The organism is Microbacterium sp. JZ37, assembly GCF_035188445.1.
Lineage (GTDB): Bacteria > Actinomycetota > Actinomycetes > Actinomycetales > Microbacteriaceae > Microbacterium > Microbacterium barkeri.
In genome coordinates this window covers 1046137-1066449 of record NZ_CP045253.1, presented here as the reverse complement: position 1 = coordinate 1066449, position 20313 = coordinate 1046137, and the positions used below count along the sequence as shown (strand labels likewise).

Below are 20313 nucleotides of genomic sequence, written 5' to 3'. Positions count from 1 at the left end.
CACCCGATCCTATCCGCGCGCATCAGCGGACCGCCGAGCCCTTCGGCAGGAAGTCCACGGTCTGCGCCGTGAGGGTGAGGATGGTCGGCCACGCTCCCCCGTTGAGGCGCCGCACGGCCGCGACCGACGTCACATGGCGCAGGCGCCCGCCGTCGAGCACATAGACGCGATCGCTCGTGGCCGACTTCACGAAGATGCGGCCGGGCACGCGCCCGCCGGAGAGGTCGAGCACGCGGCACGTCGCCGTGTCGAGCGTCGTCACCGCGAAGCCCGCCGTCGTGGTCACGGCACGCAGCCTGCCGCCGGCGGCGAAGTACGTCGTGCCGCCGCAGCGGGCGAAGAGGCTCAGGCTCCCCTTGTCGGCGTACCCCGTGAGCGTCGCGCCCGGGACGTGCGCGTCGACGCCGCGACCGAGGCCGTACTCGTCGGCGAAGCCCCAGCTCGGGAGGTACACGAGGCGGCGGTCGGAGGTCGCGAGGTACACCCGGGCGGACGAGGTCCGCTTGACCCACGAGCCGGGCGCGAACCGGACCTCGCCGATCGTGTAGCGCGAGAGGCCCGACGGCGGCATGACGGCCGCGAACGGCTTCGACGATCCCGCGAGTGCCGCCGCGGCGGCGGCGTCGTAGAGCGGGTGCAGCTTCGAGCCGCTGATGAGGTGGAGCGTCGTGCCGCTCCACGTGCGGCGCGCGACGTTCGTCATCGTCGCGCCCTGCTTGACCGCCGTGTACGTGCCGGCCGTGAGGGCGAGCTCCGTGCCGCACCTGCCGCCCCACTGCCAGACCTGCGTGCAGGTCGTGAAGCGGTGGCGCTGGCCGCCCTGCAGGAGCGAGATGTCGCCGGTCGACGCGTTGCGGATGAAGCGCGAGGACGTGCCCTTCGTCGGGTATCGCGCCGCCTCGTCCGCCGAGACCGAGCGCCACGAGCCGAAGGCGGCCTCGTATGCCGAGAGCAGCTCTCTCGTGACGTGGACCTTGCTCGCGCCGTTGAGGAGGAAGATGTCTCCGTTCGGCGTCCGGATGAGACCCGACGTCGGCCCGCGCGTCGCCCCGAACCAGTCGGTGAAGTAGTTGTAGAAGTTCCGGTTCCCGTAGGCGGAGCACGCGTCGCCCGTGCCGTACCCGGCACGCAGCGCCGCGGCGTTGGGCTGATACGGCGTGTAGTAGTAGAGGCTCGCCGTGGCCTTGTTCCGGATCGTGACCGGTCCCGAGCCGCACGACGCGTTCGGGTGATACCGGACCTGCGACACCTTCCCGACCGGGAACCAGTCGAACCAGCTGGACTTCGCGTAGATCTGGTACTGCCGTGCCGCGCCGTAGACCTGGTTCTGGAAGCCGTAGTAGCGGGTGTCGCAGGCCGACGTGTCGGGGCAGGCCATGCCCATCGCGATCGTGTACCGCCACGAGCTCGGCCACGTGTGCGTGACGAGTCCCTGCTCCTTCTGCAGCATCACGAGGAGCACCTTGGGGCTGATGCCGCACGCCTGCGCGACCTTCGCGATGATCGTCGCGGCGGACTCGCTCGAGGCGCCCTGATAGGGCTTCGTGCAGTACGCGTCGGCCTTGCGCGACGTCGTGCTCGCGCGGAAGTCCTTGAGGCAGGTGTACCCGGACTGGCAGGTCGGCACCTTGCGCTTCAGGAAGTCCTGGATCTGGGCGGCGGTCATGGACCCGCTGTCGTAGAACACGGCGTCGCTGATGATGTTGCCCGGGTCGAACCCGACCAGGCTCACCGCGCTCGCGCGCAGCTCCGCGCCCTCCTCGACGACCGCGGCGTCGAGCGTCGTGTCCTGCGCGACGCGGTCCATCTCCTCGTCGGTGAGCGCGCCGGGGGTGGGCGAGGGCGAGGGCGTCGCGCTGGGGGTCGGGGACGCACTCGGCGTGGGTGCGGCACTCGGGGTCGGCGACGCACTCGGCGTCGCGGACGGGAGCGGCGGCGCGCTCGGCAGCACGCCGGGGGCCGTCGTCGCCGAGATGACGGGCTCGTCATCCGGGTCGGGCGCCGCGGCGAGGGCCGGGCTCGCAGCGGAGAGGACGCCCGCGAGGAGCGAGACGACCGCGAGGGTCGACAGAGCGAGACGTCCGCGCGCGTGCGCCGACGTGCGAGAGGGTGCACGCATGTGAACAGTGTGACAGATGTGAAAGCTCTGGGAAGGGGCGGATGGCGCCGGGCCTGCCGCGCGGGCCGCGTCCATGTCGCTCCGAGGGTGGCCGGGCGGGTCCATGGGAGGATTGACGGGTTGCGTCGCACGGCCCGGTCCCCGGCCCGGCGCGTTCGAGTCGGCCAGAGAGGTTTCAGGCGTCATGAAGTTGAGTGTGATCGGTTGCGGGTATCTGGGTGCGGTGCATGCGGCGGCTATGGCGTCGCTGGGGCACGAGGTCGTCGGGATCGATGTCGATGAGGCCAAGATCGCCAAGCTCGCCGCGGGCGAGACGCCGTTCTTCGAGCCCGGGCTCGGGGAGATCCTCACCCAGGGGCTGGAATCGGGTCGCCTGTCGTTCACGACCGACATGTCCGCCGCCGCGGGCGCGCAGGTCCACTTCATCGCCGTGGGCACCCCGCAGCGCCACGACGGCACCGGCGCGGACATGACCTACGTCAACGCGTCCGTCGAGTCCCTCCTGCCCCACCTGCGCCCCGGCGACCTCGTCGCGGGCAAGTCGACCGTCCCCGTCGGCACCGCCAGCCGCCTGGCCGAGCTGATCGCCCCCACCGGCGCGCACCTGGCCTGGAACCCCGAGTTCCTCCGCGAGGGCTTCGCGGTCAAGGACACCATCGAGCCCGACCGGCTCGTGTACGGCGTCTCCGACACCACCGGCACCGACGACACCGCCACCCTCGACGCCGTCTACCACACCGCGATCGCCGCGGGCACCCCCCGCCTGGTCACCGGATACGCCACCGCCGAGCTCGTCAAGGTCGCCGCCAACAGCTTCCTGGCCACCAAGATCAGCTTCATCAACGCGATGGCCGAGATCGCCGAGACCGTCGGCGCCGACGTCACCCAGCTCGCCGACGCGATCGGACACGACAACCGCATCGGACGCCGCTTCCTCAACGCCGGCGTCGGATTCGGCGGCGGCTGCCTGCCCAAGGACATCCGCGCCTTCACCGCCCGCGCCGAGGAACTCGGCAAGGGCGAATCCGTCGCGTTCCTCAAGCACGTCGACGAGATCAACCTCCGCCGCCGCCAGCGCGTGGTCGACCTCGCCGTGGACAGCTTCCCCGACCACATCAACGGCCACCGCGTCGCCGTCCTCGGCCTCGCATTCAAGCCCGACAGCGACGACACCCGCGACTCCCCCGCCCTCGACGTCGCCGTCCGCCTCAAGGGCCTCGGCGCCGACGTCATCGCCTACGACCCCGAAGCGATCCCCAACGCCCGCCGCGCCCACCCCCAGCTCGCCTACGCCGACACCCTCGACGACGCCCTCACCGGCGCCGAGACCGTCGTCATCGCCACCGAATGGAAAGCCTTCCGCGACCTCGACCCCCACACCACCCGCGACAAGGTCGCCCGCCCCGTCATCATCGACGGCCGCAACATCCTCACCCCCACCACCTGGCGCGACGCCGGCTGGACCTACCACGGCATGGGCCGCTGACATGACCCCCCGCGTCGCCGTCGTCGTCCGCACCAAGGACCGCCCCGACTTCCTGCGCAGGGCGCTGCGGAGCATCACGGGCCAGACGCTGACGGCGTGGGAGGCCGTGATCGTCAACGACGGCGGCGACCCCGCGGTCGTCGACGCGCTCATCGCGGCGCTCCCCGACGAGCACCGCGCGCGTGTGCGCGCGGTGCACTCGGAGACGTCGCGCGGGCGCTGGGTGAGCGCGAACGCGGGGGTCCTCGCGACCTCTGCGCCGCTCCTCGTCCTGCACGACGACGACGACACATGGCATCCCGAGTTCCTCGAGCGGGCATCCGCCTACCTCGACGCCCACCCCGAGCGCGGCGGCGTGGTGTCCCGCATCGAGATCGTGTGGGAGGAGCAGCAGGGCGACCGCCTCGTCGCCGTCCGCCGCGAGGTGTTCCAGCCGCAGCTCACGGTGCCGACCCTCGCCGACACGCTCCTGTTCAACCGGTACGTGCCGATCGGCTTCGTGTACCGCCGCAGCCTCCACGAGGAGCTGGGCCTGTACGACGACCGGCTCCCCGTCGTCGGCGACTGGGACTTCAACCTGCGCGTGCTCGCGCGCGGTCCCCTCGAGTACCTCGCCGACGAGCCGTACGCGTACTGGCACCAGCGCACCGGCGCCGACGGCGCAGCGGGCAACAGCGTGATCGAGTCGCGCGGGGATCATGAGAAGCACGATGCGCTCATCCGCGATGAGGCGCTGCGCGCGTACGTCGACGAGCACGGGCTCGGCCTCGTGCTCTATCTGACGAAGTTCATCGACCGACGCTTCGTCGAGGTCGAGAACGGCATCCGCGACGAGGTGCGCCGCGAGGTGGGCCGCCTCAACGTCCTCCAGCGCGGCTACGACAAGGTGCGGCGCCGCCTCGCCCGCTGACCGGCCGCACGGCGTCGCGCGCGATCAGTGCGGCGTCGTGCGGACGAGCTCGACGGCCTCGTCGATCGGGCCGTCGAAGAGCACCTTGTGCTCGTGGATGAAGATCCCGCGCGAGCACAGGCGCTTCACGGTGCCCATGTCGTGGCTCACGACGAGCATCGTGACGCCCTTCGCCGTGAGCTCCTCGATCTTCGCGTAGCACTTCTGGCGGAACGGCGCGTCACCGACCGACAGCACCTCGTCCACGAGGAGCACGTCGAGGTCGACGTGGATCGCGACCGCGAAGGCGAGGCGCATGAACATGCCCGAGGAGTAGTGCTTCACCTCGGTGTCGATGAAGTCGCCGATCTCGCTGAACGCGACGATGTCGTCGAAGCGCGCCTCGATCTCGTCCTGCTTCATGCCGAGGATGGCCGCGTTGAGGTAGACGTTCTCGCGCCCCGAGAGCTCGGGGTGGAAGCCCGCGCCGACCTCGATGAGGCCCGCGACCCGGCCGCGCGTGAAGACGCGTCCCTTGTCGGGTTCGAGCACGCCCGACACGAGCTTGAGCGTCGTCGACTTCCCGGATCCGTTGAAGCCGAGGACGGCGACCGACTCGCCCTCGCCGATCTGGAAGCTCACGTCGTCGAGCGCCGTGAAGACGTCGCTGCGCACCTTCTTGCGCTGGATCCAGCCGATGAACGCCTCCTTGAAGGAGTGCGTGTTGCGCTTGAGGAAGAGCTTCGACACGTGGTCGATGACGATGGCCGGCTTCGTGGCCGACGTGACGGAGAGGGTGTTCGACATCACAGATCCTGGGCGAAGGTGCGCTCGAAGCGGCGGAACGTCAGCTGGCCGATGACGAGGATGACCGCGCACAGCGCGACGGCGATCCCGAGGTACACGAGGAAGTGCTCGGGGAACCCGTGCGGCTGTTCGTCCGCGTTCGTCGGGACGGTGGGCTCCCAGAACGTCCAGTGGAACAGCTCGACCGCGATGGTCACGGGGTTCGACATGTAGAGGTGGAGGATCCAGCCCGTGGCCTTCTCCTCCACGAGCGTCCACGCGTAGAGCACGGGCGACGCCCACGTCGAGACCATGCGGATGATCTCGACGAAGTTCTGCGCGTCGCGGTAGCGCACGTTGATGCCCGCGAAGAAAAGGCCGAGGCCGAGCGCGAGCGCGGCGATGAGCACCATCCCGAGGAGCATCGCACCGAGACCCGCGAACGTGGGCAGCCAGCCGTAGATGAGGCTGACCACGAGGAGGATGGCCAGCTGCGGCAGGAAGTGGATGAACGCCACGATGATCGCGGAGATCGGGAAGAGCTCGCGCGGCAGGTAGATCTTCTTCACGAGGGCGCGGTTGTCCACGATGGCCGTCGTCGCGTTGCCGAACGCCTCGTTGAAGAAGTTCACGGCGACGAGACCCGCGAAGAGGTAGATCGGGAAGTTCGTGATGCCCCGGTTGCCGTCGAAGATGAAGCCGACGACGAGGAAGTACATGAGGAACTGGATGCCGGGCTTGACGTACGACCACGTCCAGCCGAGCACCGAGTTGCGGTAGCGCGTCGCCGTGCCCTTGCGCACGAGGAGGCGGAGCAGATACCGCCAGCGGAACACATCCGCGAGTCCGCGACCTCGGCCGGGGACGTCGTATTCCGACAGATCGATCGTCGTCACTGGTGCGCGCCCTGCCTCGTCAATCGGGAAAAAGCCACACGCGATCCTATCGCCGCACCCGCGGGCAACCTGGAGGCCAGCCCCGAGCGCGCGGCGTCAGAGCTCGGCATGCAGCTGCCAGACCTTCTCCGCCGCGCTGTGCCACGAGAACGCGCGCGACCGATCCCGCGCGCGCAGCGCCATCCGCTCGTCGTCGATCGCCGCCGCGAGCGCGTCGCCCATCTCGGCGCCGTCGACGACCGCGCCACCGTCGAGGACGACCTCGCGGTGTCCGTCGCAGTCGGCGGCCACGACGGGGGTGCCGAGGGCCATCGCCTCGACGACGCGCCAGGGCCACGCGGCCCGCGTCGACCCGGCCGCGAACGCCGCGGCGTGCGCGAGAACCGCGGCGCGGTCTCCCCGGTCGAGCGAGCCGTGCGTCCGAACGCGCTGCGGATCGGCGCCGACGGCGTCCGCGATCTCCCGCACCGCGCCGTCCTGCCCCTCCGGCACGTCGATGACGACGACGTCCGCGTCGACGGCGCGGGCGGCCGCGAGCGCGCGGGCGAGGCCGTCGGACGCCGCAGCTCCTCCGGACGCCGCGATGTAGCGGGCGGGCAGCGCGAGGTCGCGGCGACGCGCGTCGACGTCGCTGGGGATCGAGAAGCCCTCGGGCGGCGCACCGGCGACGACCCGGACGCGCGGACCGAACGCGGCATGCTCGGCGAGGCGCTCGGCGATCGCGTGCGTCGGCACGACGATCGCATCGGCGTGCTTCTGCGCGCGCTTCAGGAGCGCCTGCTCGAGCGCGGCAGCCGCACGGGGCAGCTCGCCCGGCGCCTCCCACGCGCGCAGATCCCACAGCGTGACGACGGTCTGCGCGTGGTCCTTCGCCCGGTCATGCCGGACGAGGGGCGCGAGGAGCGTGGGCGCGTGGATGAGGCCGCCCTCGGCGCCCGCGGCCACGCCCATCCGCCAGGCCGCGACGAGCTCCCGGCGCGCGAGAGCGAGGCGCTTCTCGCTCGAGATGCCGTCCAGGCGCAGCGGCTCTCCGGCCGGCGCAATCGCGTCGACGACGCAACCCGAGGGCGCCGACTCGATGAGCATGCGCGCGAGGTCGCGCGCGGCCGCGGAGAGATCGGGGTCGGTGGGTGCCGCGAGCTGGTCGAGGACGACTCGCAGCCGCACTGTCATCCCGACGACTCCTCGGGGTGCAGGACGCTCTCGAGGTAGGCGTGGATGGCCGCGAAGTCGGGCGACTCCTGGTCAACCGCGATCGGCCCCTCGGGCGTCAGCTCGACGGAGGTCACCGCCTGGCTCTTCGCCTCGACCGCGAGGTCGAGGAAGGTCGGCAGGAGCGACTGGGGGATGTCGGTCTCGACGATCGCGGTGCCGGCGCGTGCGACGTCCTGGAAGCGCGTCAATACGTTCTCCGGCGTGAACTGCGCGAGGATCGCCTCCTGCAGCTGCCGCTGCCGCTGCATGCGGTCCCAGTCGCTCGTCGTGTAGCGGGAGCGCGCGTACCACTGCGCGGTGTCGCCGTCCATGTGCTGGGCGCCCGGCTCGATCCATCCGATCGCCCAGTCCTCGGCCGGCTGGCCCTCGTACGCGGGCCCCCCGCCCTTCGGCAGGCGCTGCGACACCTCGATGTCGACGCCCCCGAGCGCGTCGACGAGCGCCGCGAAGCCGTTCATGTCGATGAACGCGTAGTACGGGATCTCGAGGCCGGTCACGCCCTCGGCCGCGTCCTTCGTGGCCTCCACGCCCGGCGACGAGCCGTGGCGCTCGGCGTCGGGGTAGAGCGAGGCGCCCTGGTCCTCGCGGCAGATCTCGGCGGCCTGGCGGATGTGGTTCATCCAGTCGTCCCAGCCGCACGACGGATCGGCGTGCCCCTCGAACCCGTTCGGGTACAGCGCCTGCATGGGGCTGCCGTCGCTGAACGGCGCGGCGCCCAGCTCGCGCGGGATGCCGGTGATCGTCACGGCGCCGGTCGATGCGTTGATGGAGACGACCGAGATGCTGTCGAACCGCATGGAGTCGCGGCCGTCGCCCGAGTCCGCGCCGAGCAGGAGGATGTTGTAGTAGCCCTCGCTCGGCGGCACGACCGGCGCGCTCGCGGCGAAGATCGAGCCGAGCGCGTTGGAGGCCGCGACGAGGCGCGGCGCGGCGTAGGCCACCGTGCCGCCCGTGACGACCATGAGCAGGATCGCGAGCGCCGCGATGCCGAAGCGCGCGGGGCTCTGCGTCCGGACGAGCCGGACGAGCCGGAGCGTGTCGATCGACAGGACGATCCAGAGCACGCCGTACGCGACGACGATCGCCGCGAGAGCGAGCAGCACGAGCGGGTTGAGGAGGATGGTCATGGCGCCGTCGCGCCAGAGCAGGAGCGCGAGCGCGCCGACCGCGACGAGCACCCAGGACAGGAGGGTCGCCCCCAGGCCGAAGCGGCCCAGTCGGCGGCTGCCGGCGAGCACCTGCGCGGACCCGGGGATGACCCAGCCGAGCAGGACGAGCCACCATCCGCGGCGCGTCATGAGCGCCGCGTCGGCCGCGTCGGGGTGCCGCATCGGGCGCGTCTCGACGAGAGCGCTCGATCGCAGCGGCGTCCGGGTGCGTGCCATGGCGGCAACCGTCACAGAGAGCCCTTCAGACGTGCGTTCTTCTCCTCGACCTGGCGCTCGAGATCGCGGGCGTACTCCTCGATGCGGTCGGCGATCGCGGCATCGGCGGTGCCAAGGATGCGCGCGGCGAGGAGGCCGGCGTTCTTGGCGCCGTTGATCGAGACGGTGGCGACGGGGATCCCCGCCGGCATCTGGACGATCGACAGGAGGGAGTCGAGTCCGTCGAGCGTCTTCAGCTGCACGGGGACGCCGATCACGGGAAGCGCCGTGACCGACGCGAGCATGCCGGGCAGGTGGGCCGCGCCGCCGGCTCCCGCGATGATCGCCTGGAGTCCGCGGCCGCGCGCCTCGCGGCCGTAGCGGATGAGCTTGTCCACCGTGCGGTGCGCCGAGACCACCTCGACCTCGTGCGGGATGCCGAGCTCGGTGAGAGCGGTCGAGGCGTCGACCATGACGCGCCAGTCGGAGTCGGAGCCCATGACGACGCCGACGAGGGGCGTTTCGGACGAGTTCAGCACCCGACAAGGCTAGGGCGAGACCCTGGAAATCGCCGGGAGCGACATCGCCTCGCTCCCCGGGCCCGCGCCATCCGCCATCCCCTCGGCGTCCGCGCGAGCGCAGGAGAATCCGTCGAGAGCAGGACCACTGCGCGGGCATCGGCCTGCGCTCACGCGGATCTCCTTCCCTCGCAGCGGTCAGAGGTGCAGCCCCTGCGCCATCGCCGAGCGCAGCGAAGACTCGACATGGTCCCAGTCGTGCATCACCTCGAAGTAGTCGAAGCGGAAGACGGTGAAGCCCAGGAGGCGGAGCGCCCGGTCGTGCGCGATATCGGCGCGCCGCTGACGCGCGTCGCTGTGGAAGGCGAAGCCGTCGAGCTGCACGACGAGCCGACGGCCGATGAGGGCGTCCACGGGGCGACCGGCGAGCCACACCTGCTGCCGGAAGGGGATGCCCGCGCGGCGGCAGCGGTACGCGAACCGCGACTCCACGCCCGAGTCGGATCGGACTCCCGCCTCCGCGGCGAGCGCACGGGCCGCGACGCTGCCCCACTTCGTCCGCGCCATGGCGTCGGCGGAGATCCGGGTCCGCGCGAGTGCCGACTCCCACACGGCGAACGCCGCTTCACCGTCCGCGCACACCGCGATGCACGCGAGGACGTTCTCGATCGGATCGAGCAGGGTCCGGGGTGCGACGGCGACGACGGGCGACGCCCAGTGCGCGCGCACGCCGGGTTCGCCGGCGCGCGCATTCGGTGCGAGCGCGATGTGGATCGCATCGGCCGAACCAGGCGGGCACCAGAGCCCGTGCTGCTCGAGCGCGCTTCGGCAGGTGATGCGCCCGCCGAGGCGCGCCGCGGCGTGGACCTCTGCCGGCGCCTCGGGAAGGACGAGCCAGGAGCGGCGCAGCAGCGCGATGCCCTCGGCGCGGGCCGCACGGCGCAGGCGATCGGGCGACCACCCCGACTCGAGGAGATCGCGGCGGTGGCGGTACCCGCCGTGGGCGGAGAGGAGTGCGCGCAGGGACATGCGGAGAGCCTGGCCCGCGCGGAGCGTCCGGCGAGCGCCACTCCTCCGCGCTGTGGACGGACCCGCGGCGGCGCACGCGGCTGTGCACAGGGTGTCGGCGCCGGGCTGCCCCGTCGGGCCTGCCCCGCGTGCCATCCCCGCCGCCCGCCGCCCGCCGCAGGAGAATCCGCCGAGAGCAGGACGGATTCGGCCGTGCCGTCCTGCCCTCGGTGGATTGTCCTGCTGTCGCCGGGGCGGAACACCCGCCCTGCGACGCCGGCCAGGGCCATCCGGCTAGGGTCGACGGGTGAGCTGGGAGCGGACGCGCACGGTGGCAGGGCGGATGGCGGAGGTCGCGCAGACGGGGTCGACGAACGCCGATCTCGCGCGCGCGATCGCGCAGGGCGAGGAGTGGCCGCACCTCGGGGTGCTCCTCACGCACGACCAGCAGGCGGGGCGCGGGCGTCTCGACCGACGCTGGGTCGCCCCTCCGGGCGCCGCCCTCGCCCTGTCGGTCGTCGTGCGGGTGCCCGATCTCCCCCTCGCCGGGCGCGGCTGGATCCCCCTCGTCGCGGGAGTCGCGATGCAGCGTGCGGTCGCGGCCCAGACCCCGGGCATCCGGGTCGGCCTGAAATGGCCGAACGATGTGCTCGTCGCACACGAGGGCGACGAGCTCCGGAAGATCTGCGGCGTGCTGGCCGAGGGCACCGCCGACCCCGACGCCGTGATCGTCGGCACGGGGGTCAACACGCGCCTGCAGCCGATCGACCTCCCCGTGCCGACGGCGACGTCGTTCCCCGCGCTGGGCCTGGAGTGCGACGAGGACGCCCTCGTCGCGGACTACCTCACGGCGCTCGACGACCTGCTCCGCGGTCTCGCCCGGGCGGGCGGCGACGCCGTCGCGTCCGGAGCGCACGCCGCGGCGACCGCCGTGTGCACGACGCTCGGCCGCGACGTCGCCGTGTCCCTCCCCGACGGGACGACGCTGCGGGGGCGCGCGACCGAGCTCGCTCCCGACGGGCGCCTCGTCGTCGTCGCGGACGGCGACCGCGTGGCGGTCTCGGCCGGCGACGTCGTGCACGTCCGCTGAGCGGCCCGGCGCGGCGCGGCGGAGTCCTGCCCGCGTCGCGGACAATGGGGGCATGAGCACGCCTGGACTCGCGGGTCGGCCCGCCACGCCGCCGGTCGCCCCCGCGCCCGAGCTGCTCGTGGCGCGCCTGCACGGCCACGCCCGACGGCTCACCTGGTCGGCGCTGCTCGTCATCGCCACGGCGGGCGCGACGGGCTACCTGCTCGGCAACCTGCCGGCTCCCTTCGAGGACTGGATGCTGCTGGCCGCGGCGGGCGCCGTCGTCCTGCTCGGCGCCGTCCTGCCGCTGCTCGCATGGCTCACCCGCACGTACACGATCACGACCCGGCGCGTGATCGCGAAGCGCGGCCTCCTCGCCCGCGACCACAGCGAGCTCTCGCACACGCGCGGCTACTCCATCCGACTCCGCCGCGGGGTGCTGCAGCGGATGTGGGGAGCGGGCACGCTCGTGCTGTCCGACGGCGTCACGGCGCCGCTCGTGCTGCGGGACGTGCCCGACGCCGGCCTCGTGCACGAGGTGCTCGCCGACCAGGTCGAGATGAGCCAGATCCAGGCGCACCGCGAATCGCAGGGCTTCTCGTTCGGGCACCAGCTGCCCGCGCCCCGCGGCTGATCGTTCGCGGGTCCGCCGATGCGTCAAAATGGACGCATGACGATGCGTGTGGGTGTGATCGGCGGCGGCCAGCTCGCGAGGATGATGATCGCTCCCGCGGTCGAGATGGGCATCGAGCTGAGCGTGCTCGCCGAGCAGGAGGGCATGTCGGCCGCACTCGCCCAGGCCGCCGTGGGCGACTACCGGGATGCCCAGACCGTGCTCGCGTTCGCGAAGGACGTGCACGTCATCACGTTCGACCACGAGCATGTGCCGCAGGACGTCCTGCACGCGCTCGTCGACGCGGGCGTCGCGGTGCACCCGGGCCCCGACGCGCTGCGCTTCGCACAGGACAAGCTCGTGATGCGGCGCCGCCTGGCCGAGCTCGGCGCGCCGCAGCCCGACTGGGCCGCCGTCGCCGAGCCGTCCGAGCTGCAGGCCTTCCTCGACGACCACGGCGGGCGCGCGGTCGTGAAGACGCCGCGGGGCGGCTACGACGGCAAGGGCGTGAAGGTCGTCTCGCGCCCGGAGGACGTCGCCGACTGGTTCGCCGACTTCGACGGCGAGGCGCTGCTCGTGGAGGAGCTCGTCGACTTCCGCCGCGAGCTCGCGCAGCAGGTGGCGCGTCGCCCGAGCGGCGGGATGGTCGCCTACCCCGTCGTCGAGACCGTGCAGCGCGGCGGCGTGTGCGCCGAGGTGCTCGCGCCCGCCCCCGACGCGAGCGAGAAGCTCATGGAGGTCGCGGCGCGCCTCGGCAAGACGATCGCCGAGGGGCTGCGCGTCACGGGCATGCTCGCGGTCGAGCTCTTCGAGACCGTCGACGACCGCATCCTCGTCAACGAGCTCGCGATGCGCCCGCACAACAGCGGGCACTGGACGCAGGATGGCGCCGTGACGAGTCAGTTCGAGCAGCACCTGCGCGCGGTCCTCGACCTCCCGCTCGGCGCTCCCGACGTCGCCGCGGGCGCGGTCGTCATGGTGAACATCCTCGGCGGCCCGCAGGGCGAGCAGCTCACCGACCGCTTCGCCGCGGCCATGGCGGCGCATCCGCTCGCCAAGATCCACACCTACGGCAAGGAGCCGCGCCCCGGTCGCAAGGTCGGGCACGTCAACGTCGCCGCCGATGAGCTCGACGACGCCGCGTACGAGGCGCGCGCGGCTGCCGCCTTCTTCGACTGATCCGCGCGGGTCTCCGAGGGCGGTGTCGCCGCGCCACACAGCTTCACGACGGGCGTTGTGTGTGCCCTCCAAGTCGCGCGCGGCGGCCGCGACTAGGGTGGAACGCGTGACCGAACCCGACATGTCCACGACCCAGGGCAAGATCGCCGACCTGCGCGCCCGCTACGACGAGGCCGTCGTCCAGGCCGAGGCGAAGGCGCAGGAGAAGCAGCACGCCAAGAACAAGCTGACGGCGCGCGAGCGCATCGAGCTGCTCGTCGACCACGGCTCGTTCGTCGAGTTCGACGAGTACGTGCGCCACCGCACGACCGCGTTCGGGATGGAGAGGTCGCGGCCGTACGGCGACTCGGTCGTGACCGGCGTCGGCACGATCCACGGCCGCACGGTCGCCGTCTACGCGCAGGACTTCTCGACCTTCGGCGGCTCCCTCGGCGAGGTCGCGGGCGAGAAGATCATCAAGATCATGGAGTTCGCGCTGCGCGGCGGGATGCCCATCGTCGGCATCCTCGACTCGGGTGGCGCGCGCATCCAGGAGGGCGTCGTCGCCCTCGGCAAGTACGGGGAGATCTTCCGCCTGAACACCGCCGCGTCGGGCGTCATCCCGCAGATCTCGATCATCATGGGCCCCGCAGCGGGCGGTGCGGTGTACTCCCCCGCGCTCACGGACTTCGTCATCATGGTCGACAAGACGAGCCAGATGTTCGTCACGGGCCCCGACGTCATCAAGACCGTGACCGGCGAGGACGTCGGCATGGAGGACCTCGGCGGCGCCTACACGCACAACACGCGCTCGGGCGTGGCCCACTACCTCGCCGAGGACGAGGACGACGCGCTCGACTACGCGCGCACCCTCCTCGGCTTCCTGCCCGACAACAACATGGCGGATGCGCCGGCGTACGAGTCGGCGTTCGAGTTCGAGACGACCGACGCCGACCGGCAGCTGAACACCCTCATCCCCGACTCGCCGAACCAGCCGTACGACATCCACGAGGTCATCTCGCGCACGGTCGACGACGGCGAGTTCCTCGAGGTGCAGCCGCTGTTCGCGCCGAACATCGTCATCGGCTTCGGCCGCGTCGAAGGTCGCACGGTCGGCATCATCGCGAACCAGCCCTCGCAGATGGCGGGCACGCTCAACATCGACGCGGGCGAGAAGGCGTCGCGCTTCGTGCGCTTCTGCGACGCGTTCTCCATCCCGATCGTCACCCTCGTCGACGTGCCCGGCTACCTGCCCGGCACGGATCAGGAGTGGACCGGCGTCATCCGCCGCGGCGCGAAGCTGCTCTACGCCTACGCCGAGGCCACCGTCCCGCTCGTCACGGTCATCCTGCGCAAGGCCTACGGCGGCGCCTACATCGTCATGGGCTCGAAGCAGCTCGGCGCCGACATCAACCTCGCCTGGCCGACCGCCGAGATCGCGGTCATGGGCGGCCAGGGGGCGGTGAACATCCTCTACCGCGGCGAGCTCAAGAAGGCCGAGGAGGCGGGCGAGGATGTCGCGGCCGTCCGCACGCGCCTCGCGAACGAGTACACGTACAACGTCGCGAGCCCGTTCCTCGCGGCCGAGCGCGGCGAGCTCGACGGCATCATCGAGCCGGCCGCGACGCGCGTGGCGATCGCGAAGGCGCTGCGCTCGCTCCGCGGCAAGCGCGCGGAGCTGCCGCCCAAGAAGCACGGGAACATCCCGCTCTAGCGGGAGACGGCGCATGTCCGAGCAGAACGACATCCCCCGCGTCGACGTCGTGCGCGGGAACCCGACCGACGAGGAGCTCGCGGCCATCGTCGCGGTCGTGTCCGAGGCCTACACGCAGGAGGCGGCATCGGCCGTCGTCGACGACACGCCGTCGTTCGACGCGTGGACGAGGTCGCGCCGTCTCCGCCGTCCGCTCGCACGCGGCGGCTGGGGCCGCTTCGGCAGCTGAGACCGCTCAGGGGGCCGGTTCTTGTCCCCCGAAATACCTACAGACACGGGCTTGCGGGTTTTCCATACTGGATATGGAAACGCTTGTGCGTTGGCCGCCCCATCCGCTCCAGGGTAAGCAGATGGCGAGTCGGCACACCGCGGACGGTTTTCGGGTAACCGTCCGCACGGCCGGGGGTGAAGGATCACCCCCGGCCCTTTCCTTTTCCCCGTCTCAGGAGGCCGCGGGCCGACGGATCTCGTGCCACAGCGCGACCGCGTCCTCGTCGGAGTGACCGCCCGCGGCCGCACGCCCCACGATCGTCACGGCGATGTCCGGATGCGGCGCGGTGCGGATGATGATGCGGCCGGCATCCGCGGAGGCGAGCGTCTGCGCGAGCTCGGCGCGGATGGCCGACAGCGCGTCGTCGCCGAGGTCGTCGAGTCCGCCCTCGTCGAGGACCGTGACGGCGGCGCCGCCCTCGCGGAGCGTCGCGATGACGCGCCGGACGTCGTCGTCGAGGAGCCGGGCCCCGCGCAGCTCGTCGCGCAGCGCGCCCTCCGCGAGCCAGGCGGCAGCGCGCTGCTCGTCGGTGAGGGCGCCTCCCGACGCGATCACCTGGGTGAGCACGGGCGCCGCGACCTGCAGGGCGTACTGCACGCGCTCGCGACGCTCGCGGCGGCGCACGAGCTGCGCGGACTGCCATGCCGCCGACGCCTGCTGCAGGCTCGCGAGCTTCACGGTGTCGGAGTACGCCCGGTCGGTCGAGATCTGCATGAGCTGGCCGACCCCGACCCAGAGGAACGACCCGACGAGCCCGAAGGCGAGCGCGTTCCCGATGCCCATGAGGATGGAGCTGCTCACGCCGAGGAGCGCGATCCCCGTCCACGCCGAGATCGGGCGGCGGCGCACCATGACGATCGTCATGAGAGCGCCCGCTCCCCCGACGTACCAGGTGACGTGCGGCGCCATCCGCGCGCTCTCGTCCGCGCAGGCCGTCACGACCCACGGCATCGCGGCCGACACGGCGAGAGCGCACGCGGTCGCCCACACGGGCAGGCGCGCGACGTCGCGGCGCGCGGAGTCGACCGAGCGCACGGCCAGCACGAGGATGGTCGCACCGAGGTAGAGCACGACGCCCGCGATGAGGAATCCCGGCCGGTCGACCGGCTGCGTCGGGAAGACGCCGCGCGCGGCGAGGTACCCCGAGAACGCCGCGGCGAGGATCGTGAGGACCTTGCGGACCTTCACGGGGCCTCCTCCGCCTCGCGCCGGTAGAGGCTGTCGTCGTCGCCCGCCGGCCAGGTGATCGTCACGACCGTGCCGCGCTCGTCGGATTCGATGGCCGCTCCGCCGCCGACCGCCGCCACGCGCGCGAAGATCGACGCCCGGATGCCGAGGCGGTCGGCGGGGATCGACGCGAGATCGATGCCGCGGCCCGCATCCGACACGACGATCCGGATGCGCCCGTGCCGCGCGGTGAGGCGCACGGCGAGGCCGCGGCCATCCGCGTGCTGGATGGAGTTCGCGACGGCCTGCGTGGCCGCGAGGACGAGGGCGCGCGCGACGCGACCGGGGATGCCCGGCATCGGCAGCTCGTCGCCCGCCACGGCGAGCACGACGCCGAGCCCTCGCGCCTGCGCCTGGAGCTCCGAGGCGATCCAGGCGGAGGTCACGGGGGCGTCGCTGCCCTCTGGCTCGTCGGACTCGGCGTTCGCGAGGCGCGTGAGCGCCTCGCGCGCCATCGACACGGCGAGCTGGCGCTCGCGATCCGACTGCGCGCGGCCCGCGGCGATGAGGGCGGCGAGCACGCTGTCGTGCATGAGGGCCGCGACCTCGACGCGCTCCTGCTCAGCGGCCTCGGCCGAGGCAGCGCGGGAGTACTGGTCGATCGCGGCGGCGCGCGCGGCGTCGACACCCGCGGCGAGACTGCGGAACATCCAGATGAGCGCGACCGCGGTTCCCCCGACGATGAGCGAGAGGGAGACGTCGTAGACCGACGTCAGCCAGTGCTCCGCCGAGAACTCGCCGCGCGAGAGCCGGACGATCGCGAACAGCAGCGGGACGACGACGACCCACACGAGCTGCCAGGCCACGGGGAAGACGAGGGCGGCCGCCGCCGGCGCGACATTGAGGAGGAAGAAGACCCAGGGGCCTCCCGCGGGCTCGTACCGCGGCTCGGGGAGCGCCCAGAACAGCAGCAGCGAGAGCGGGAAGAGGAAGGCGAACACCGTGGCCGCGGGGCGCGCCCACCGGCCCGCGAGACACGCGGCGATCATCGCCGCGAGCGACGCGAACACGGTGGCCGTGAGCAGCGTGCGCGGGAGCGGGTCGAGGTCGGACCCCATGGCGGTCAGGAACGACTGGACGCCGAGGAGGGCCGACGCGAGTGCCACGGCGATCTGCAGGACCCGCTCGATGCGTGCGGACGTGAAGCCGCGCTCGATCTCGACGGCGGTCGCCGTGCGGCGCGGCAGCACGTGCGTCCAGGCCTCGGCGATCGCCTCCTGTCCCGAGGGGATCCCGCGCGTGCCGCCCGCGGACATCACCCCTCCGCGGGCGCTTCGACGATGCCGTCCTCGATCGCCCGCCGCAGCAGATCCACCTTCGTCGGGGCGGGGCGCCCGACCTCGGTGTACTTCACGCGGATGCGCGTGATGTTCTCCTTGGCCGTCGAGTACGCGATGCCGAGGCGGTCGGCGACGGCCTTGAGCGGGAGCCCCGCCGCGTACAGCCGGAGCACCTCGCGCTCGCGCGTGGCGAGCTGCGCGTCGGCGAACTCGCGGTCGCCCTCGACGGCGCTGGCCCACTCGACGTTGTTGAGGGGCTCGCCGCCCGCGGTCGTGTGGACGGCGCTCAGGACGTCCTCGAGGGGCGACGACTTGCTCACGACGCCGGCGGCGCCGGCCGCGAGCGCCTCGCGGACCGCCGCAGGACGATCGGCGACGGAGTGGATGATCACGGAGGACTCACCCGCGAGCCGCAGGACGTTCTCGGTGACGGTCGCGCCGTCGCCGAGGGTGAGGTCCAGCAGCACGACGTCGACGGGCGGCGCCTTCGTCTCGGCCCGCCACGCGAGATACGCCGAGACCGAGACGCCGCTGTAGACGACCTCCTGGCCGTCGCGCTGCAGCGCCGCCTCGAGCCCGAGACGAACCGACTCGTGATCGTCGATCAGGGCCACGCGTGTCATGGCGAGAAGCCTATCGCCAGGCGACGCGGGCTCACGCGCGGCGCAGGACCGCGAGCGCCTCCACGTGGTGCGAGTTCGGGAAGAGATCGAACGCCTCCAGGCGCTCGGGCGCGTAGCCGTGGGCGCGGAACAGACCCACGTCGCGCGCGAGCGCGACCGGGTCGCAGGCGACGTAGAGGACAGCGGACGGCTCGAGCGCGGCGACCGCGTCGACGACCTCGCGGCCCGCCCCCGCACGCGGAGGGTCGAGCAGGGTCACGCCCCGCCGCAGCGCGTCGCGGTCCGCGGGCTCCGCGTCCGCGGCGAGCGCGCCGAGCCAGCGCTCGACGCGTGCGGTCACGGCCTCGGCACGCGGATGGCGCTCGAGGTTCTCGCGCGCGTGCGCGGTCGCGCGGGGCGCGGACTCGACGGACGTGAGACGGGCGTCGCCCTCCGCGGCGGACGCGAGCGCATCGGCGAAGAGCCCCACCCCGCCGTAGAGGTCGAGGTGCCATGCGTCGGCGTCGAGGCCGTGCGGCGCGATGTCGTCGAGGGCACGGGCGACCGCCGCGTGCAGCGTCCGCGCCGCGAGGCGGTGCACCTGCCAGAATCCGCCCGCATCGACCTGGAAGCCGCGGTCGCCGACGCGCTCGACCACGACCTCGGGGCGGGGGCCGGCTGCGCGCCCCGCGTGCGCCGGCGATCCGGGCGGCGGATGACCCGGACGCGCCCGTCGGCCGGCCGGACGAGGTCGACCCGGCCGGGCTTCTCGCGCTGGAGCGCGAGGGCGGCGCTCTCGATCTCGGCAACGGCGAGGGGATGGTGCGCCACCTCGATGACGCGATGGCTGCGCGAGGCGAACGGGCCGATCCGGCCATCCGCGTCGACATGGAGCCCGACGCGCGTGCGCCAGCCCGTGCCATCCGCCGACTCGGTCTCGTCGCCGTCCGCGGCGGGCGCGACGACCACGTCGACCTTCTCGTCGGCGAAGCGCGCGAACGCGTCGCGGAGGACATGCGCCTTGAGCTCGCGCTGGTGCGCGAGCGCGATGTGACCGAGGTCGGCGCCGCCGACCCGGTCGGCGGGGTCGCGGGCGATGTCGGCCTCGGCCCAGATGTGCGGCTGGCGATGCTCCGACGCGTCGAGCACCTCGAGCGCCTCGGCTCGCGCGAAGCTCTTCTTGACCTCCGCGACCCGCGCGCGGACGCGCTCCCCGGGGACGGCGTCGGGCACGAAGACGACCCTGCCCTCGTGCCGCGCCACGAAGACGCCTCCGTGCGCGATGTCCGTGACCTCGAGGTCGACGACGTCTCCCGTCTGCATGCTCCCATCGTCGCACCTCGCCCCTGGCGGATCGCCTAGCGTGGAGCCATGCAGGTCTGCCTCGCCTCGACGTCTCCCGCGCGCCTCATGCTCCTGAACCAGGCCGGCATCGAGCCGCTCGCGATCGCCCCCGCCGTCGACGAGGAGGCGGCGATCGCCGAGTTCGAGGAGCGCGAGGGCAGGGTGCTGCCGCCCGACGAGCACGTCCTCGTCCTCGCACGCCGCAAGGCGGCGGATGTCGCCGCGCGCGTCCTGCAGGTCCACCCCGGCTTCGACGGCGTCGTGATCGGCGGGGACTCCATGTTCGAGCTCGACGGGGAGATCTACGGCAAGCCCTATACGCCCGAGGCGGCGACGGCGCGCTGGCAGGGCATGCGCGGCCGCACCGGCGTCCTGCACTCGGGCCACGCGGTCATCCGCGTCCGCGCGGAGGCCGAGCCGGTCGAGGCGCACGCGACCGCGCGGGCCTCGGTGTCGTTCGCCGCGGACGTGAGCGACGACGAGATCGCCGCGTACGTCGCGACCGGCGAGCCTCTCCTCGTGGCCGGCGCGTTCACGGTCGACAGCCTGGGCGGTGCGTTCATCGAGCGCGTGGAGGGCGACCCGTCGACCGTCGTCGGCATGTCGCTCTCGACCGTCCGCCGTCTCGTCCGAGAGCTCGGCGTCGAGTGGACGTCGCTCTGGAACCGCCTGCCGTCGTAGGGAACGGCACACCTTTCGGCGCGCACTTTGTGAGGGTCACTCAAAAGGCGGCGTCCGACCGTGACTAGTCTGG

At 72.4% G+C, this 20313-nt stretch carries 19 protein-coding genes and 1 pseudogene; 8 read left to right on the top strand and 12 right to left on the bottom strand.

Features of this window, described 5'->3' with window-relative positions; translation table 11 throughout:
• Window positions 1-22 precede the first annotated feature (22 nt).
• Window positions 23-2119 (bottom strand): LasA N-terminal domain-containing protein, encoded by a 2097-nt coding sequence (locus tag GC092_RS04795; protein WP_324014251.1) that lies wholly within the window; start codon window positions 2117-2119, stop codon window positions 23-25.
• A gap of 184 nt (window positions 2120-2303) precedes the next feature.
• On the opposite strand from GC092_RS04795, the gene GC092_RS04790 reads away from it, so the two are divergent.
• Together GC092_RS04790 and GC092_RS04785 are read left to right on the top strand one after the other, a co-directional pair.
• Entirely contained in the window at window positions 2304-3605 is a 1302-nt protein-coding gene (locus GC092_RS04790; protein ID WP_324012313.1) for a UDP-glucose dehydrogenase family protein, read from the top strand.
• A gap of 1 nt (window position 3606) precedes the next feature.
• Complete coding sequence (locus GC092_RS04785; RefSeq protein WP_324014250.1) at window positions 3607-4515, top strand: glycosyltransferase family 2 protein; 909 nt, start codon at window positions 3607-3609, stop codon at window positions 4513-4515.
• Window positions 4516-4539: 24 nt separating this feature from the next.
• Here GC092_RS04785 and GC092_RS04780 read toward each other — a convergent pair whose 3' ends face one another.
• The 6 genes from GC092_RS04780 to GC092_RS04755 all read right to left on the bottom strand — a co-directional run bounded on the left by GC092_RS04780 (window position 4540) and on the right by GC092_RS04755 (window position 10302).
• Window positions 4540-5301 carry an ABC transporter ATP-binding protein gene (locus tag GC092_RS04780; protein WP_324014249.1) on the bottom strand — a complete coding sequence of 254 codons (762 nt, stop codon included), beginning with the start codon at window positions 5299-5301 and terminating at the stop codon, window positions 4540-4542.
• Complete coding sequence (locus GC092_RS04775; protein ID WP_271173827.1) at window positions 5301-6176, bottom strand: ABC transporter permease; 876 nt, start codon at window positions 6174-6176, stop codon at window positions 5301-5303. The genes GC092_RS04780 and GC092_RS04775 overlap by 1 nt, the downstream gene beginning before the upstream one ends.
• Window positions 6177-6272: 96 nt before the next feature.
• Window positions 6273-7349: a glycosyltransferase gene (locus tag GC092_RS04770; RefSeq protein WP_324014248.1), complete on the bottom strand. Its 1077-nt coding sequence runs from the start codon at window positions 7347-7349 to the stop codon at window positions 6273-6275.
• Entirely contained in the window at window positions 7346-8776 is a 1431-nt protein-coding gene (locus tag GC092_RS04765) for an LCP family protein (RefSeq protein WP_271173829.1), read from the bottom strand. The genes GC092_RS04770 and GC092_RS04765 overlap by 4 nt, the downstream gene beginning before the upstream one ends.
• 11 nt (window positions 8777-8787) lie before the next feature.
• Window positions 8788-9255, bottom strand: coding sequence for a 5-(carboxyamino)imidazole ribonucleotide mutase (gene purE / locus GC092_RS04760; RefSeq protein ID WP_282979736.1), 468 nt, complete (start codon window positions 9253-9255; stop codon window positions 8788-8790).
• 216 nt (window positions 9256-9471) lie between these two features.
• Complete coding sequence (locus tag GC092_RS04755) at window positions 9472-10302, bottom strand: endonuclease domain-containing protein (RefSeq protein WP_324014247.1); 831 nt, start codon at window positions 10300-10302, stop codon at window positions 9472-9474.
• Between the two features lie 286 nt (window positions 10303-10588).
• Here GC092_RS04755 and GC092_RS04750 point away from each other — a divergent pair, with 286 nt between their 5' ends.
• From GC092_RS04750 to GC092_RS04730, 5 genes are all read left to right on the top strand, one after another.
• Window positions 10589-11371 carry a biotin--[acetyl-CoA-carboxylase] ligase gene (locus tag GC092_RS04750; protein ID WP_324014246.1) on the top strand — a complete coding sequence of 261 codons (783 nt, stop codon included), beginning with the start codon at window positions 10589-10591 and terminating at the stop codon, window positions 11369-11371.
• 52 nt (window positions 11372-11423) lie between these two features.
• Window positions 11424-11984, top strand: a complete 561-nt coding sequence (locus tag GC092_RS04745) for a PH domain-containing protein (RefSeq protein WP_271173832.1) — start codon at window positions 11424-11426, stop codon at window positions 11982-11984.
• A gap of 36 nt (window positions 11985-12020) precedes the next feature.
• Complete coding sequence (locus tag GC092_RS04740; RefSeq protein WP_324014245.1) at window positions 12021-13142, top strand: 5-(carboxyamino)imidazole ribonucleotide synthase; 1122 nt, start codon at window positions 12021-12023, stop codon at window positions 13140-13142.
• 121 nt (window positions 13143-13263) lie between these two features.
• Window positions 13264-14835 (top strand): acyl-CoA carboxylase subunit beta, encoded by a 1572-nt coding sequence (locus tag GC092_RS04735; RefSeq protein ID WP_282979738.1) that lies wholly within the window; start codon window positions 13264-13266, stop codon window positions 14833-14835.
• 13 nt (window positions 14836-14848) lie between these two features.
• Window positions 14849-15064 (top strand): acyl-CoA carboxylase subunit epsilon, encoded by a 216-nt coding sequence (locus GC092_RS04730; RefSeq protein ID WP_324014244.1) that lies wholly within the window; start codon window positions 14849-14851, stop codon window positions 15062-15064.
• 213 nt (window positions 15065-15277) lie between these two features.
• Here the strand turns inward: GC092_RS04730 and GC092_RS04725 are convergent, their stop codons facing one another.
• The 5 genes and pseudogenes from GC092_RS04725 to GC092_RS04705 form a co-directional block, all read right to left on the bottom strand.
• Window positions 15278-16294, bottom strand: coding sequence for a hypothetical protein (locus GC092_RS04725; protein WP_271173835.1), 1017 nt, complete (start codon window positions 16292-16294; stop codon window positions 15278-15280).
• Window positions 16291-17589, bottom strand: coding sequence for a sensor histidine kinase (locus GC092_RS04720; protein WP_324014243.1), 1299 nt, complete (start codon window positions 17587-17589; stop codon window positions 16291-16293). Before GC092_RS04720 ends, GC092_RS04725 begins: the two co-directional genes overlap by 4 nt.
• Window positions 17589-18236 carry a response regulator transcription factor gene (locus GC092_RS04715; protein ID WP_271173837.1) on the bottom strand — a complete coding sequence of 216 codons (648 nt, stop codon included), beginning with the start codon at window positions 18234-18236 and terminating at the stop codon, window positions 17589-17591. The genes GC092_RS04720 and GC092_RS04715 overlap by 1 nt, the downstream gene beginning before the upstream one ends.
• Window positions 18237-18267: 31 nt before the next feature.
• Window positions 18268-18873, bottom strand: a complete 606-nt coding sequence (locus GC092_RS04710; protein ID WP_324014242.1) for a class I SAM-dependent RNA methyltransferase — start codon at window positions 18871-18873, stop codon at window positions 18268-18270.
• Between the two features lie 554 nt (window positions 18874-19427).
• Window positions 19428-19538, bottom strand: a pseudogene (locus tag GC092_RS04705) (TRAM domain-containing protein); the annotation flags it as partial.
• Window positions 19539-19586: 48 nt separating this feature from the next.
• Here GC092_RS04705 and GC092_RS04700 point away from each other — a divergent pair.
• Window positions 19587-20240 (top strand): Maf family protein, encoded by a 654-nt coding sequence (locus GC092_RS04700; RefSeq protein WP_324014241.1) that lies wholly within the window; start codon window positions 19587-19589, stop codon window positions 20238-20240.
• The last annotated feature ends 73 nt before the right edge of the window (window positions 20241-20313 follow it).